Origin of the sequence: Corynebacterium dentalis, from assembly GCF_900232865.1 — a bacterium.
Classification (GTDB): Bacteria; Actinomycetota; Actinomycetes; order Mycobacteriales; family Mycobacteriaceae; genus Corynebacterium; species Corynebacterium dentalis.
Genome location: NZ_OCTS01000002.1, coordinates 254,182 through 270,547, shown reverse-complemented (window position 1 = coordinate 270,547; position 16,366 = coordinate 254,182). Strand labels below are relative to the sequence as shown.

Annotated in this window: 5 protein-coding genes; all 5 read left to right on the top strand. The window is 62.5% G+C overall.

The annotated features are described in order from the left end of the window. The first annotated feature begins 75 nt into the window (after window positions 1–75). The 5 genes from CS919_RS02805 to CS919_RS02785 all read left to right on the top strand — a co-directional run bounded on the left by CS919_RS02805 (window position 76) and on the right by CS919_RS02785 (window position 16,366). Window positions 76–303, top strand: a complete 228-nt coding sequence (locus CS919_RS02805) for an MbtH family protein (protein WP_200818331.1) — start codon at window positions 76–78, stop codon at window positions 301–303. Then, window positions 304–2,121: an ABC transporter ATP-binding protein gene (locus CS919_RS02800; RefSeq protein WP_234990769.1), complete on the top strand. Its 1,818-nt coding sequence runs from the start codon at window positions 304–306 to the stop codon at window positions 2,119–2,121. After that, window positions 2,114–3,802 carry an ABC transporter transmembrane domain-containing protein gene (locus tag CS919_RS02795; protein WP_234990766.1) on the top strand — a complete coding sequence of 563 codons (1,689 nt, stop codon included), beginning with the start codon at window positions 2,114–2,116 and terminating at the stop codon, window positions 3,800–3,802. Before CS919_RS02800 ends, CS919_RS02795 begins: the two co-directional genes overlap by 8 nt. A gap of 100 nt (window positions 3,803–3,902) precedes the next feature. Beyond that, entirely contained in the window at window positions 3,903–5,321 is a 1,419-nt protein-coding gene (locus CS919_RS02790; RefSeq protein ID WP_099297968.1) for a lysine N(6)-hydroxylase/L-ornithine N(5)-oxygenase family protein, read from the top strand. Between the two features lie 122 nt (window positions 5,322–5,443). Next, window positions 5,444–16,366 (top strand): non-ribosomal peptide synthetase, encoded by a 10,923-nt coding sequence (locus tag CS919_RS02785; RefSeq protein ID WP_099297967.1) that lies wholly within the window; start codon window positions 5,444–5,446, stop codon window positions 16,364–16,366.

Genomic DNA, 16,366 nt, shown 5'->3' with positions numbered 1-16,366 from the left:
TGCACTTGTGCTCATGCTTCGCTCAAGTCAGTATGGAAATTCAGTACTTCTGCATCATGAGACAAGGAGCGCGTGTTGTCTAGCAACCCGTTTGATGACGAACAGGGCAGCTTTTTCGCCCTTATCAACGACGAGGGACAGTACTCGTTGTGGCCTACGTTCGCCGCTGTGCCAGACGGATGGACTGTGGCACTGGGAGATCCTTCCCGTGGCGTAGACGGTGGGGTATCGCGGGACGAGGCGATGGAGTTCATCGACCTCGAGTGGACCACCTTGCAACCGGCAGGAAAGTCTCACGCTTAAGTGAGTGCCGTACTTCCCACTGCTTCGCCTGGTGAGTCCGCTGCGGAGATTGGCCGCCTGCTCCGTCGCACCGCAACTCCAGCAATTAGTGCGGTGCTGTTCACTTTCGCCGGTGCCTTGCTCTCTCTGGTACCCATCTATCTGCTGGCCAGCGTCATCGATGCGGTAGCCGCTGGTGACGGCAAGTCTGGCGTGCTGAAGGTGATTGTCTGGGCTGCCGTGGCGTGTGTTGGTACTGCCGTTGTCGCTGGCCTTGCCGAGGCTCTGACGGGTGTGACGATTGCCCAGGTAGTTGCGAAGTTGCGTGAGCGCGCCGTAGCCGCGGTGCTGAATCTGCCTCCCACCACGGTGGAGTCCCTGGGCCGGGGAGAGGTGCTGGGCCGAGTTGGTGCGGATGTCGCCGCGCTGGTGAGCAGTGCCCGCAAGTCGGTTCCATCGACCCTCAGCGCGCTGGTGATGGTCGTGGTGGCCAGCGCTGGAATCGCGGGGTTGGATTGGCGCCTCGCGTTGGCGGGGCTGTGCGGGATTCCGTTCTATGCGCTGGGGTTGCGGTGGTATCTTCCTCGTTCTGCCCCTTTGTATCGACGCCAACGCGAACTGGAAGCCGGTGTCATCGGTTCCTTGCAAGGTTCTATGGAGGGCATTCGTTCGGTTCGTTCGCATCGGCTGGTGGATAGCCGCCAGGGCCTCACCAGGCGCTACGCGCGGGCTTCGCGGGACGAATCGATCGCTGCGTTTCGTGTGTTTTCTGGGCTGGTGGCGCGGGAGAACTTCGCGGAGTTCATGGGGTTGTCAGCCCTGTCTGTCGTTGGCTGGTTGCTCTTCCGCGAGGATGTGGTGACGGTGGGCGAGATCTCGGCAGCGTTGATTCTGTTCCACCGTCAGTTCGTGCCGATCGGCACGATCCTGTTCACCTTTGATGAACTGCAGCGCAGCGGGGCGGCCTTGGGTCGCATCGTGGGACTCATTCGCTCCGCGGGTGCGGATACGCCACAGCCGATTGATGACTACTCCTCGCACCGGCAGAGTCCAGCTGTGGAGGTCAAGGGCCTGAATTATCGGTACGAGGGTGGCCCAGAGATCTTGCATGACCTGGCGTTCCACATCCCTGCGGGGTGCACGGTATGCGTGGTCGGCGGATCGGGAGCTGGCAAGTCCACGGTTGCGGGAATTGTCTCCGGAGCCCTCGAGATGGCAGAGCCGGGTGTGATCACCGTTGGGGGGCGTGACGTGGTGGAGATGAGTTCGCAAGAAAGAAGCTCGATCTTTTGCGTTGCCTCCCAGGAAAACTTCGTCTTCGCGATGAGTTTGCGCGATAATCTCCTGCTGGCAGCCGAAGGTGCCAGCGACGCAGAAATATGGGATGCGCTGCGCCGAACCGGTGCGGAAGATTGGTGCACATCCTTGTCCCATGGCGACAAGCAGGGCCTGGACACAATGCTGGGCGAAGGGGGCCTGCACGTAGATGCGGTGGCGGCACAGCGTCTGGCGCTGGCCAGGGTGGCGCTGTCTCGGGCTGGCGTCGTCATTCTTGACGAATCAACGGCCGAAGATGACGGTGACCTCGAGGAAACACAGCAACCACACGAGGCCTTTTCGATTTCCTTGGAGGACGCTGCCCGCGCGGCGATCCGCGGACGGACGGCGATGGTGATTGCGCACCGGCTCAGTCAAGCAACCACAGCCGATAGCGTGGTGGTGATGGAGCGCGGGCGCGTGGTGGAAACAGGTACGCACGAGGAGCTGGCAGCAAGTAACGGAACATATGCCGATATGTGGACCGCCTGGAATGAGCAGGGGAGGCAGGCACGTGTCTAACAACAAGGTGGTGACGCTGCGCGGGCTGGTCAGAAAAAATTCTCGCGCGATGGCCCTGAGTGGTTTGTTGCTGAGCATCTACCACGTGGCAGAAGCCATGATTGCGGTGTTACTGGGATGGTTGGCGCACAGTCTTATCGCTAGCGAGAATGTGTGGCACCTGGTGGGTGGAATCGCAGCCTTAGGCGCCACGCTGGCGACGGTGTCTGTGAGCTGGCAGACAGGGTTCCGGATACTGCAGGCTACGTCGGCTCGAAACGTATGTGAATTGCGGGCAGGCATCACCTCGCAGGTGGTGAGCCATGGTGGGCATTCCGACGATGCGGACAGTCTGCCTCGCCAGGAATTGCCCACGGTGGTGGGTGAAGACGTGGTGCAGGCGGTAGACATCATCGAAGTGGTCCCGGTGGGGATCAGTGCGCTGGTGGGAGCCATTTTCTGCACGATTGTTCTGGCGCTGATTGATCTGCCACTGGGAGTGGTGGTGTTGGTGCTCAGCGCGGTGGTGTTGATGGTCCTGCACCGGCTGTCTCAGATTATTGAACGCCGCGCGGAGCGGCAACAAACTCTGCTCGCGAGAGTGACCGCGCGCATGACCGACATTCTGCAGGGGCTGCCGGTGATCTCGGGAGTGGCTGGCGCGCATCCGGCCTACCGTGGATATGCGCGCAAATCTGAAGAGGCGTGTGCGGATGCTCGGAAGCTCGCGTGGGTCAGCGGCGGTTATGAAGCAGTGGCGATGGGCAGCAATGTGCTGTTGCTGAGTGCGGTGGGCCTGTACGCGGGCTATCGGACCATTTCCGGCGATGTGACGTTGGGGGAGCTGGTCACCGTGGTGGCGCTGTCACAATTTATCGCGGAGCCGATGCGGCAGTGCAGCAGAATGCCGCGCTTCATTGGGCTGGCGAGGGCTTCCGTTCGGAGGCTGCAGCGCGTGGCGGAAGCCCAGCCGCTCCGGAAGGGGCAGGGTGTGCCGCTTGCTCAGGTAGGGAAACCGGCGATTATTGTGCGCGGTGGGGACGGTGAGGCCGAGGGATCAGAGCTGGCTCCCGTGGCGTTCGCCGAAGGGCGGTTGACGGTGGTCCACTGTTCAGCCGCATGGGCAGATGCTCTGGTGGACGCGTTGGTCGCGGGGGAGTCGATGGAGCTTGGTCCCCTAACCGATTCGCAGCCTCAATCTCTCCGAATCCGTGGGCGCGATATTTGCGAGATCTCGGTAGACGATGTGCGTTCCGCTGTGCTTGCCGAGCCTCGGAAGCCGGCATTGTTTGGGGACACAATGGGGCAGGCCGTGCTGCGGAGCTCTGGAGAGGGCGGGGCGGAGGATGCAGTAGACATTTTTAACGCCTTAGGGCTCGATGAACTGGCGCCGGGGGCGGCTCATTCAGCCGGGGTATTGGATCACGAGCTCACCGAAGGTGCGCGCAATCTTTCCGGTGGTCAGCGGCAACGACTGGGACTAGCGCGAGCGCTACTGGCAGATCCGGAGATGTTGGTGATGGTTGATCCGGTCTCGTCAGTGGATTCAATGACGGGCATGAAAGTGGCGCGTGCGGTGAGAGATATTCGCCGCGGGCGTACCACGGTGGTCCTGTGTGTGGGGAGGGCCTTCCGGTCGGTAGCCGAGGACGTAGTTGATGTGAAGCCTCTAGCTGGGAGTTTGCGGACGAGGGGTGAGTAATTCCCGACTGGGGGTTGTCGAGCAATGTAAGATAGGTTAGCCTACCCTTTGCATTGCCTATCCTAAGAAGTTGGTTGGCGCATCCTACAGAGAGGCCATAGTGACCATCATCGATCGTCAAGCTCAGACATCCGCAGAGCGCAGTACCCACGAAAATTCCGTCCGCGACATCGTCGGGATCGGCATCGGCCCCGGAAACCTCGGGCTCGCGGTAGCTATCGAGGAGCAAGCCCCAGAACTCGATGCACTCTTTGTGGAAGCCCGCCCGGAATTCAACTGGCATCCAGGCATGCTCCTCGATGGATCCAACATGCAGATCAGCTTCCTTAAAGACTTGGTCACGGTGCGCAATCCGCAGAGCCGCTTCAGCTTCATCAACTACTTGCATCACAGTGACCGCTTGATTGATTTCATTAACCGCCAAACCTTCACCCCGGAACGCGTGGAATTCGCCGATTACCTCCGTTGGATCGCGGATCACATCACCGTGGACACGCAGTACAACACCACCGTGACGTCCATCGAGACGCTCCCGGAACCGGCCACAGACGGAGCTCGTTTTGTGGTGCACGTCCGCAGGAAGTTAGGAAGCGGTGAGTCCGAAGGGCAGCGAGCTCAGCAGTCGGAGTCCATTCGCTGCCGCAACGTGGTGGTTGCCCGCGGTCTGGAAGCCAAGATGCCTGCGTGGGCCGAGGACAGCTCCTTGGACACCTCGCGCATCTTCCACAACATCGATTTGCTCCCGAGCACCAAGAAGCTGCTGAACAGTGGGTGGAATATCCGCCGAGCTTTGGTGATCGGCGCGGGCCAGTCCGCAGCCGAGGCCATCCGGTACTTCCACGATTGCCCGCATATCGATACCGTCACGGGCAGCTTGAACAGCTACGGCTTCATCCCCGCCGATGACAGCCCCTTCGCCAATCGAGTGTTCGACCCGGAGGCCGTTGATGACTTCTTCCACGCGCCCGATGCGATCCGCGACGAGCTGTTGATCCGCCACCGCTACACCAATTACGCCTGCGTGGAATCTGAGCTTCTCGATGAGCTCCACGACCGCCAGTATCGGGAAAGCGTCACCGGGCGTCAGCGGCTCGATATTCGCCGGACCACGGAGGTGCTCGGTGCGCGTAATTGTTCCGACGGCAGCGTTGACGTGGACATTCGCCACCGAGTAACCGGAGACGTGGTGACAGAAAACTTTGACGTGGTGGTGTGCGCCACGGGCTTCCGGTCTCGCGGTCTTGCGGGGATTCACGCTGATAGTCACGGCAGTGAAGAATTCACCGTCACTAGGGATTATGGCGCCGTGCTCAATGGCGAGCGCGTGCCAGGACTCTTCGTGCAGGGAGCAACTGAGGCCACGCATGGACTCGGTTCCACGTTGCTCTCCAACATCGCGACCCGCTCCGGGGAACTGGTGGAGGCCATCACGGGTCAGCAACGCACGCATCGTGCGCCGGCGGATGAAGATCTCCGCTCCGAGCATCATCAGGATTCTTCGCACCTGATCGCAGGCTGATTTTCCCGTGCCGTGCTCCGCTTGAGATTGGCTGACACTCAACGCGACGTTGGCTGACACCTAGCCCGACGTCCGCCATCCGCGTTTGATTCTCCGTTTCCCCATCCACCGAAAGGCTCTTTGTGCCCACCCGATCGTCTGCTCACACTCCGTTTTCCTCTGGCGATACGCTTGCTTCTCGAGATGGCGGCTCCGTCATCGGTCATGGCCGCAGTGAACAGGATCGGATCGCCCAGCAGCGGATATGGAATGACACGGATCAGGATCGCGATCGCCCGGACCTGATCAGCCTGCTCCTGCAGCATGCGCAGGAGACCCCGGATGCGCTCGCAGTGGTGGATGACCGGCACAGGCTGACCTATGCGCAGCTCGTCGCCCACGCCACAGCCGTGGCGCGCTGTTTGCGGGAACACGGTATTGACGCTGGTCAAAGTGTGGGAATCTCGCTGCCGCGCAGCGCGGAGATGGTGGTGGGTATCGTCGCCACGTTGCTCGCCGGTGGCAGTTTTGTCCCGCTGGACCCCTCGTGGCCGCAGGCGCGCCGAGAATCCGTCACCCACGATGCCAGCCTGAGCTTCGTGCTCATGCAGGACAACTGCGCGCTCACCGAAGACGCGCTATTCGACCTCGATGCCACCCGCGAGCTGTTCACCCCGCCGTCCACGGACAGCGTTGCGTACGTCATCTTTACCTCGGGCAGCACCGGCCGTCCCAAGGGCGCGATGATCCGCCACGGCGCGATCGTGGAGCGCTTGCTCTGGCAGCGCGATCAGATCCTGTTCTTCGGCCGCGATGATGCCTCCCTGTTCAAGGCGCCGCTGGCCTTTGATATCTCCATCAACGAGATCTTCCTGCCACTGGTTTGCGGAGGCCGCGTGGTGGTGGCCGCGCCGGGCGTGGAGCAAGACCCCCAACGCTTGGCCCGCCTCATCCATCGCGAGGGCGTGACGTTTGCGTATCTGGTTTCGAGTGTTCTCGACGTCATGCTCAAACAGGCCGAAGGCACGAATCTGTTAGACAGCTTGCGGCATGTCTGGTGTGGCGGAGAGATGCTCACCCAGGCGCTGTTTCGTCGTTTTCGCCAGCAGCTGGCCATCCCGCTGTACCACGGGTACGGGCCAGCGGAAGCCACCATCGGTGTCTCCCACGTCATCTACCGTGACGACGAGGATCGCCTCAACACGAGCATCGGTGTGGCCAATCCCAACTGTCGGCTCTACGTGCTCGATGAGCACCTGCGGGTGGTTCCAGGCCAGGAAACTGGCGAACTCTATGTGGCTGGATTCCTGCTGGCCAAGGGGTATATCAATGCTCCAGGACTCACGGCCAGCCGCTTTGTCGCGGACGTGTTTGCGTCGGACGGAACCAGGATGTACCGCACAGGAGACCTGGTGCGCCGGCACAACGACGGCTCGCTGGAATTCGTGGGGCGGGCCGATAATCAGGTGAAAATTCGTGGCATGCGCCTGGAGTTGGAGGACGTGGAATCCGCATTGGTGGGACACCCAGATGTGGAGGCGGCGAGCGTGATTGCTCGGCAGGGACGACTGCTGGGCTATGTGACGGTGACTGCCGGTCTCGATGGTGCTGCGATCCGCAGTTGGTGCGCCGAGGTACTGCCCGAATACATGGTGCCCGCGATTATCACCGTCATGGATGAGTTGCCGCGGACGGCCAACGGAAAAGTGGATCGGAAGGCGCTGCCGGAGCCGGATTGGAGCTCGCTCACCGATGCTCCGGCCGATGCTGAACGAGACGGGGAAACCGTTGCCCTGATCGCGGAGGCGATGGCTGAAGCGTTGGGGGTCAGCGCGCTGGGGGCGGAGACGGACTTCTTCGATATCGGTGGCGATAGCCTGCGGGCCATCACTCTGATCTCGGCGCTGGGGCGGCGCGGGGTGGAGGTGAGTGTGGGTGATATTTTCTCTGCGCGCACTCCACAGCAACTGGCTCGGTGCGCCGAAGAACGCTGGACTTTCGAACACGATCCGGATGATGAGCCAACCGGTGAGGTGCACTCGCTGCCGATTCTGCGCTGGTTTGATTCCATCACCGAACACGTGGACGGCTTTATTCAGTCCGTGGAATTTTCCGTTCCAGAAGATGTGGATGCCCAGCTGGCCGGGCGGATGGTGGCTGACGTGTTGCAGGCGCACCCTGCGCTGCGGGCACGTGTGCAGCGGAACCCGTTGCGCTTGGAACTCCCGGAGAAACCTGCCGAAAGAGCAGTGGCTATCCATCCCACCACGGACATCGATGCGCTTTCCTCGCTGCTGGATCCAGCAGACGGAGTGGTGGTCTCAGCAGGGCTGGTGCCCGGCAGGTTGCGCCTGGTGGTGCATCACCTGGTGGTCGATGGCGTGTCATGGAACATTATCGGCGAGGACCTCGCCACGGCGTATCGCGGGGAACAGCTCGCGCCGGAGCGGACGTCCCTGCGCCGATGGACGCAGCTGCTGCAGCTGGCCGTTGATACTGGCGAGTATGCCGAGGACGCCAATCGCTCCCTGCCCCCATTGCCGAGCGTGGATGAACCTCTGCGGGACCCGCAGGTGCCCGCACTTGCTGATGATCCCGAGAATGCGCCCACAGTCCGTGAGGAGCGCAGCCTGGTACATGAGGCATCAGTGCAGATCACGGACGAATTACTGGGGGCGGTGCCCCACGCCTTCCGCACGGGGGCGAATTCCGTATTGCTTACGGCATTGAGCGTGGCGTTGGCGCGTTGGCGTCGAAACAAACAAACATGGACCCTGGTGGAAGTGGAGGGGCACGGCCGCGAAACCCGATTCGTGCCCGGGCCGCAGGGCAGGGAAGCGGACCTTTCACGCACGGTGGGCTGGTTCACCTGCCTATATCCCCTTCTGATCGACCCCACCCGGGCGGCACTGCAGGAGGATTCCGCGGCGGCCAAGGGCCATATCGCCCCGTTAGCGCTGGCCCTCAACGCAGTGAAAGACCAGCTCGCGGCCATCCCTGGAAACGGCGTTCCCTACCAGGCCCACACGTGGTTGCATCAGTCCGCGAAGACCCCTCCGCAGGCACAGGTGCTGTTCAACTACTTGGGACGAGTCTCCGCAGGCGCACAAGACTTCGCTCCCACAGGCTCCACCGGACAACTCGGCGAGCAACGCGACCCGGACCAGCCGTTGGTCCGCGAGCTGGAGTTCAACGCGATCGCTGAAGATACAGGTGAGGGGTACGTTCTGCGCACCACGATCTCCTGGGCACGCGGCAGGATCTCCCCCGAGCAGATCGAAGAGCTCGTCAGGCACTGGGATGAGGCATTGCGCGAGGTGGCAGCGCTTGCCGATCACGGCGTGTTGTCCGTGGGCGACGTTGCCCCCGCGCCCGTGAACTCTGCGGATCTGGCGCGAATCACCGCGCTGGGCTCCGCTGAATTGCAGGACGTGCTGCCGCTGACCGCGCTGCAGCACGGCATGTACTTCCATTCGCTGTTCGAGGAATCGGCCAGCTCGTATGTGGAGCAGCAGGTCTTGCGGATGGAGTGCAGCGAACCGTTTGACCGGGAGCGATTCGCCCGCGCTGCGCGTTTATTGATTCGACGCCACCCTGCACTGAGCACGCGCCCCTGGGAAACCGACGGCGGCGATGTGGTTGCCGTGATTGATCCGGGGATTGCCGAGCATCTACGGGTGGACTTCCGGGAAGTGACGGTGCCTGCGGAGTTGGCCGGCTCTGAGTTGGCTGGGCCCGAGTTGGCCGGTACTGGATTGGAGGGGTGGCTCACGCGGCGTGCGGAGGAGATTGCGGCTGATGACCTCTCGCGGGGAATCTCCTTGCAGCCGCTCGGTGATGCCGCGCCAGAGCCGCTCATGCGATGGACCGTTGTGATTCCGACCAGTGCCGATGGCGCGGTGTGTGGCCAGGACATCGCCGTGATCCAGACGGTGCATCACCTCATCGCCGACGGGTGGTCTGTGCCTATCATGCTGCGGGACCTCCTGGAGATCTACCGGGATGACGACGCCCATATCCCGCGCTACAACCCGCAAGGCGGAATGGCCGGAAGTGTGCGATGGGTGGCACGCAGAGATGCGGAAGCCGATCTGTCCGTGTGGCGCGAGCAAATGCGCGAGGTGCGCCCCACGGTGCTGTGCCCGAATCCTTCGAGTTCACTCGAGCGCCGGGAATTGCTGGTAGACGATCCGCGGACTGCTGATGTGCTCGAGCGTGCTCGGGCAGCAGGTGTGGGCCTGCCGGATGTGGTGCACACGGCGTGGGGGCTGGTCCTTCGCGCCTTGATAGGCTGCGAACCGGGGGCTGACGTGGTGTTTGCTACGTCCGTCTCTGGCCGTGACATTCCTGTTTCTGGCGTAGCCGAAGCCGTGGGCATGCAGCTCAACACCATCCCGGTGGTCGCGCCGGGACAATCTGATCCCACCTTGCCGGTGACCAGCATGCTGCGTGGCATGGTCCATCACAACAATCAGGTCCGCGATGTCCAGCACGTCAGCCTGGCCGATATTGCCCGCGAACTGGGAACCAATGCCAGCGAACTGCTGGATACTCTGATGGTCGTGGAAGTACCGCTGTCTCCACAGGACTTGCGCTGCCCCGGCTCGCCACTGCAGGTCACCGACGTGCGCAACAATGGCGCGCCACACTTTCCCCTGTCCATCGTGGTCAACCCTTCCGCCGAGCACCCTCTGCGCCTGATCTACGATCCGCAGCGAATCACCGAGGTACGTGCCCATCGCATCGCCCAGATGCTTGCAGTGAGTTTGGATTCTTTGCTGTCCGAATCCGGTGCAGTGGCGACCGTGGGTGAGGTTGCAGAGACGTTGGGTGCGGTATCTGGTGTGGAGTCCGGAGCGACGTCTCGCGCGGGGTCCGCGGTGGACACGCTTCCTTCATTGTGGCGACGCAACGTCGAGCACTTCAGCGACCGGCCTGCCCTGACCAGTATCGGAGAAGATGGTGCCACGGAGCACTGGACCTACGAAGAACTAGACGATGCGGCGCAGCGCATATGTGCTGTGCTGGACCAGAAGGTTGCCGCCCACACGCCACGAGTGGCCCTGCTCATGGAGCGCGATGCGTGGCAGGTTGCGGCCATCTTGGCCACCACGATGTCCGCCGGCACTTACGTTCCCGTGGATCCGCTGTCGCCGCAGGCGCGCGTGGAATTGATCCTCAAGGATTGCCAACCCGATGCTGTGCTGGTGTGTCCCAGCGCGGAAAAAATGGTCTCTGAGCTGGTGGATTGTCCCTTCCTGGTGATCAGTGAACAGACGATGTGTGGGGAAACGAAGCCACCTGCGGGTCGGTCGGCAAGCGTAGCTCGTGGCAATGACATCGCCTACGTGATCTACACCTCCGGCTCCACAGGGCGGCCGAAGGGTGTGGCCGTCACACACGCCAACGTGACCGCGATGCTGGGCAATGCTCGCAGCCACGTGGAGTTTTCGCAGGAGGACGTGTGGTCGATCAGCCACAGCTTCGCCTTCGACTTTTCGGTGTGGGAGATGTGGGCAGCGCTGAGCTCCGGCGGGCGTGCCGTGGTGATGCCGTATGCGCTGATGCGCTCGCCGGAGGATGCCGCAGAGGTGTTGCGTGCCGAAGCCATCACGGTGCTGAGCCAGACCCCCACCGCCTTTGCCGCGTTGGAGCCGCACCTCGGGCAGGACTCTGCGGTGCGCACGGTGATCTTCGGCGGCGAGGCCTTGGAGGCCCGCGCGGAGGCTGCCTACTGCAGTGCTCATCCGAATGTTCGGTTTATCAACATGTATGGCATCACGGAGACGACAGTGCATGTCACTGCACACGAATGCTCCGAGAATGCAGGGGAGGCCCACAGCCCGATCGGCCGCCCGATGGACGGGTTGCGTACCTATGTCCTGGACGCGCAATTACAGCCGGTGCAGCCTGGAGAGACCGGCATCATGTACGTTGCCGGACCGCAGGTCACCGCGGGTTATTGGGGGCTTGCTTCTACTACGGCCTCCCGTTTCGTGGCCGATCCTTTCGTTGGTGGAGGCGCGCGGATGTACTGCAGCAATGACATGGCAAAGGTGCTGAACAACGGTCATCTGGATTACGTGGGCCGCGCCGATAGGCAGGTGCAGCTGCGCGGTTATCGCGTGGAGCTGGGGGAGATCGAGAGCGCGCTGGAGAAGGTCAGCGGTGTGCGGGAGGCCGCCGTGGTGGTGGTCGATCTGCCCGAGGGTCAGGTGCCGGGTGCATTGTTGATTACGGATTCTGGTGCCGACGCCAAGGAGATCACCTCCCGGGCTGCCGCAGCGGCCCGAGACGCGCTACCTGCCTACATGGTTCCGCAGCTATTCGCGGTGAGTACACAGGTGCCGCAGACCATCAATGGCAAGCGGGATGAGCGCGCGATCCTGGATCTTTTGGGAGAGGTTTCTCCTGCTCAGAAGGCTTCGGACACCTCGGATCTGGTGGAGGCGATCTCGCGGGCAATCGTTGATGCACTTCGCTTGGACCGCGCCGAGGTGGAGCCGGACTCGGACTTCTTCCGCTTAGGTGGAGACAGTATTCTTGCCATCCGCGTTACTCATGCGCTGGCGCGCGCTGATCTCAACGTGACTCCGCGGGACTTCTTTTTGGGGCGCACGCCACGCAAGATTGCCGAGCGGGTCACGCCGCAGAACAGTCAGCCGGGTGCTCGGGAAGCAACACAGAGCCAGGCAGAAACTCGGCCGAAGGAGGGGCACTCGGAAATCTCGGGGGCTTTCCCCATCCCGGCGATGCTGCGCAGGCAGATGGAAAGAGGAATGAGCGACCGCTTTGTGCAGGCGCGCCGCTTGGATCTGGGGCCGGTCGCTGTGGAGGACTTGGAGCGGGCTCTGCAGCAGGTAGCGCAGGCACATCCGATGCTTCGTACGCGCGTGGACACCAGTTCTGCGTTCGCGCACTTTGTTGGTGCCGAGGGAGACGGTCCTGTGGTTGTGCGGGCTTTGGACGTGGATGCATTGATCGATCACATCGATATCGCTGCTGGTCGTAGCGTGGTGCTCGGGTGCGTGGATGGGTACGCCAAGGCCGTTGCACATCACGCGGTGATCGATAGCGCCAGTTGGATGATTCTGGAAGACGATCTGCGGCATGCGCTCGCGGGGCGCAGGATTCTCCCTGAGCAGGCGAGCTTCAAGGATCTGTGCCTGCAAGAACTGCACGATGCTCACACCGCAGCAGCTCAGGATGCCCAGCACTGGAGTGAACTGGCTACATTGCCACGGCCCGTCGAGGACTCGTTCCAGTGGAGTACGGATCACGTGAGCAAGGTCGAAGTGAGCATTGACGGACAGACCGCGCAGGTTCTGCAGAGCGTTGCGCCCGAAGTGATGGGTGTGGACGTTCAAGACCTGGTGGCAGGGCTGGTGACCGTCGCGGTGGCTCGGACAATTGGCACGGACGCGCGGAGCTGGGCTGTGGACGTCGAAGGCCACGGACGCCCCTTCGATCATTCCTTTGGGCGAACCCTCGGGTGGTTTACCACCATCGCGCCGGTAAGCCTCCCGCTGGATGATCCAGCGCATGCTGCGCGTGCCGCAGCGAAAATGCGCGCCCTCCACGAGGACGGCGCAGCCCCGGACCGGCGCACTTATCAGGCACTGCGATACACACACCCGCAAGGGCAGCGAACACTGGCCCGCGGTGCACAGATCCTGGTCAACTACCTCGGACGGGGAGAGACTGGCACCGTCCTTCACGCGCCGGGCGATGCCGCCTGTCAGTGGACGAATTACCTGGTGGAGGCGGATGTCTGGTCTAGCGAGCGAGCTTTGAGCATGGACCTGTCCGTGGTGAATTCGGTGATTCCCATCGAGCGTTTGCGCAGCGCCATCGGCGAGGTAGCTCGCGAGTTGCAGGAGCAGGTCAGCCGCGAGCAATCCTCAGGACGCCGCGCTCCGCTGAGCGTGCTGCAGCGCGGAATCTGGTTCCAGTCGCAGGTGGCAGCACCCGGTGCCTACGTTGCACAGACTGCGTTGACGTTTGACCGGAGACTGGATGCCGAGGCCGTTGTGGAAGCCTTCCGGGACACAGTGACCGTGCATCCAGCCATGGGCGCGGAGTTCCGCACCAATGCTTCCGGCCAGCCCGTGCAGATCTTGCCGTGGAGTGGACAGGGCATTGACCTTCCCGTCGAGACCATCGAAGGGGATCTCGAGGCGATCATGAACGCTGATCGCAGCGCGGGCATCGATCTTGCATCCGTTCCGCTGGCGAAGGCAACCATCGTCTCCGGCCGAAGTGCCGAACAAACTGGCGACACGCTGCTTCTCACCTACCACCTGGTTCTAGTCGATGGTTGGTCGCGTGCAGTGATGCTGCAGACCTTCCTCGAGAGGCTGACGTTGAGGTCCGGCCAGGCCCGCACGCAGGGTGCGGGAGAGTTGGTTCCTCGCCGTTGTTCTATTGCCGACGCCCTGCTCGAGTCCGTTGACACTCACAAAGAGCAGGCAGATAGCGACTATTGGGTACATCGCCTGGAGACATTGTCTCAGCCCACGCTCGTTGCCCCGCAGGCCGCGGACATCTCTTCAGAGCAGTCTCGTAGCGAGTTGCCTTGCCAGGTGTTTGCCGAGTGCAGCGAAGAGCTGACTGGTGCACTGCAGAAAAAGATCCGGGCGCAGGCCCTGACGTTGACCTCCGTGGTCAACGCAGCTGTGGCCGTGGCATTAGGTGCTGTCACAGGGGACTCGGATGTGGTGTTTGGCCAGTCTGTCAGTGGCCGCGATGCCCTGAGTGATCCCGCGATGTCTGACGTGGTGGGAGTGCTGCTCAACACCGTGCCGGTGCGAGTGACAGCTCGGCCTGGCCAGAGCATAAAAGAACTGGTCCAGGATGTTTATCGCCAGCGCATCGAGGATATGGACCACGATTCCGCGGACCTCGGCGCCATTCAGCAGCAGCTGGGGGTGGGCACGCTGTTCGATTCCATGGTGGTGGTGCAGAACTTCCTCGATCCGCAGGCAGCCGAGGAACTTCGGGACCGCCACGGGGTTGTGGAGGAGCGCGCGGAAGATTCCACGCACTTCCCTCTGACCTGGGTATTCACTCCGGGGCCGAAGCTGGGCATCAAGCTGGAATTCCGCCACGATGTGGTGGATGAGTCCCTCGCGCATTCCGTGCTGGAGGCCGCGACCGAAGTCCTGACCGCGTTTGTGGACACACCAGAGGTTCCGCTCGCTCAGTTGGCCCAGTCGGCGCCATCCCGTGCTGAGGTTGCTTCCCTGCCAACCACGCCGGCGCAGGTGGCTTCTTGGCAGAAGGCTGAAGGCATTGAACGCACCGTCGCGGACGAGCTCATGGACATCGCGCAGCGCTTCCCGGATCGCATCGCGGTAGTGGATGATGCCCAACAGTGGACGTTCGGTGAGCTGATGGCTCGCTGTTCTGACATTGCGGAAAAAATCAAGAATTGCGGGGTGAACAGCGGCGGTACCGTCGCCATCGCGGTGGAGCGCTCCGCGCATTCGGTGGTGGCTCTGCTGGGCGCCCTGTGGGCAGGGGTGCGTTACGTGCCGCTTGATCTGACGCACCCCGATGGGCGGCTCCGGGTGATCGTGGAGGACAGCCAGCCCACTGCCGCGCTGGTGGACGATTCCTCTCGGGAGCGCATGGAACGGATCGGTGCGTTTCCTTGCGTCGACGTCACCACTGCCGATTCCCACGCCACCACCCGCACACCTGCGGCCATGCCCGGGGACGATGCCTACCTGATGTACACCTCCGGGTCGACCGGCAAGCCCAAGGGTGTGGTGATCAAGCATTGCGGGCTGCATAACATGTTGGATAATCATCGGCGCAAGATCTTCACGCCAGCTGCTGCCGATGGGCAGACGTTGCGGATCGCGCATGCCATCAGCTTTGCTTTCGATATGTCGTGGGAAGAGCTGTTTTGGCTGGTGGAAGGCCACGAGGTGCGGATCTTCTCCGAGGATTTGCGACGCGATGCTGCGGCCATGGTTGAGGCCATTCGCGCGCATCAGGTGGATGTCATCAACGTCACCCCGACCGTTGCCGAGCAGCTGCTCGCGGAGGGGATGCTGGAATCCGGCGCGCATCGCCCGCGGGTGGTGCTCTTGGGCGGCGAGGCTGTCTCGCACGGAGTGTGGGAGACTTTGCGAAAGGCCGATGACGTGCGCGGATACAACCTTTACGGGCCAACCGAGTACACCATCAACGCCCTTGGTGCTGGTACGAATGAGAGCGCTACGCCCGTGATCGGAACTCCGGTGGACCGCACGGCGGCGTTCGTTTTGGACCCGTGGTTGCGCCCCGTTCCTACAGGCGCGCCGGGTGAGCTCTACCTCGCGGGCAGCGGCTTGGCGCAGGGGTATCACGGGCTCGCGGCGCGCACCGCAAGCTCCATGGTCGCGTGCCCGTGGGGAGCCCCGGGGGAGCGGATGTATCGCACGGGAGACATTGTTCGCGCGCGTGCGGATGGCATGTTCGAGTACCTCGGACGCAGCGATGATCAGGTGAAAATCCGTGGTCATCGCGTGGATCCCGGCGACGTCTCGGCCGCCGTGTCCCGCAGCGTGGATCCCCGCATCCTCCACTGCGTGACCGTTCCTGTTCGTATATCCGACGCCACACTCCTGGCCTGTCACCTCGTGGCCCCACAACTGCGCGATGCAGACCAGGGGGAGCGGCAGAATTTCTTGACTGGCGTGCGTGATGCGTTGCGCGAGGAACTGCCCAGCTACATGATCCCGGATCGATGGTCGATCGTGGATGAGTTGCCGGTGACGTCGAATGGAAAGACCGACCTTGCCGCACTGGGTGAGGGAGAAAGGATCACGGATAAGGGTCGCGCACCGGCGAGTGAAACAGAGGAGATCACGGCGGAACTGTTTGCCGAATCGCTCGATATTGAGCCCGAGGACGTGCCGGTGGATGCTGATTACTTCGACATGGGAGGGCACTCCATGGCGGTCATCAAGCTCTGCGCGCTGCTGCGGGGAGAGCTAGGCGTGGAGGTTGGCGTGCGTGAATTCTATGGGCTGCGGACGGTCGAGCGCGTGGCTGAGTTTGTGGAGGCGCGCTCGTAG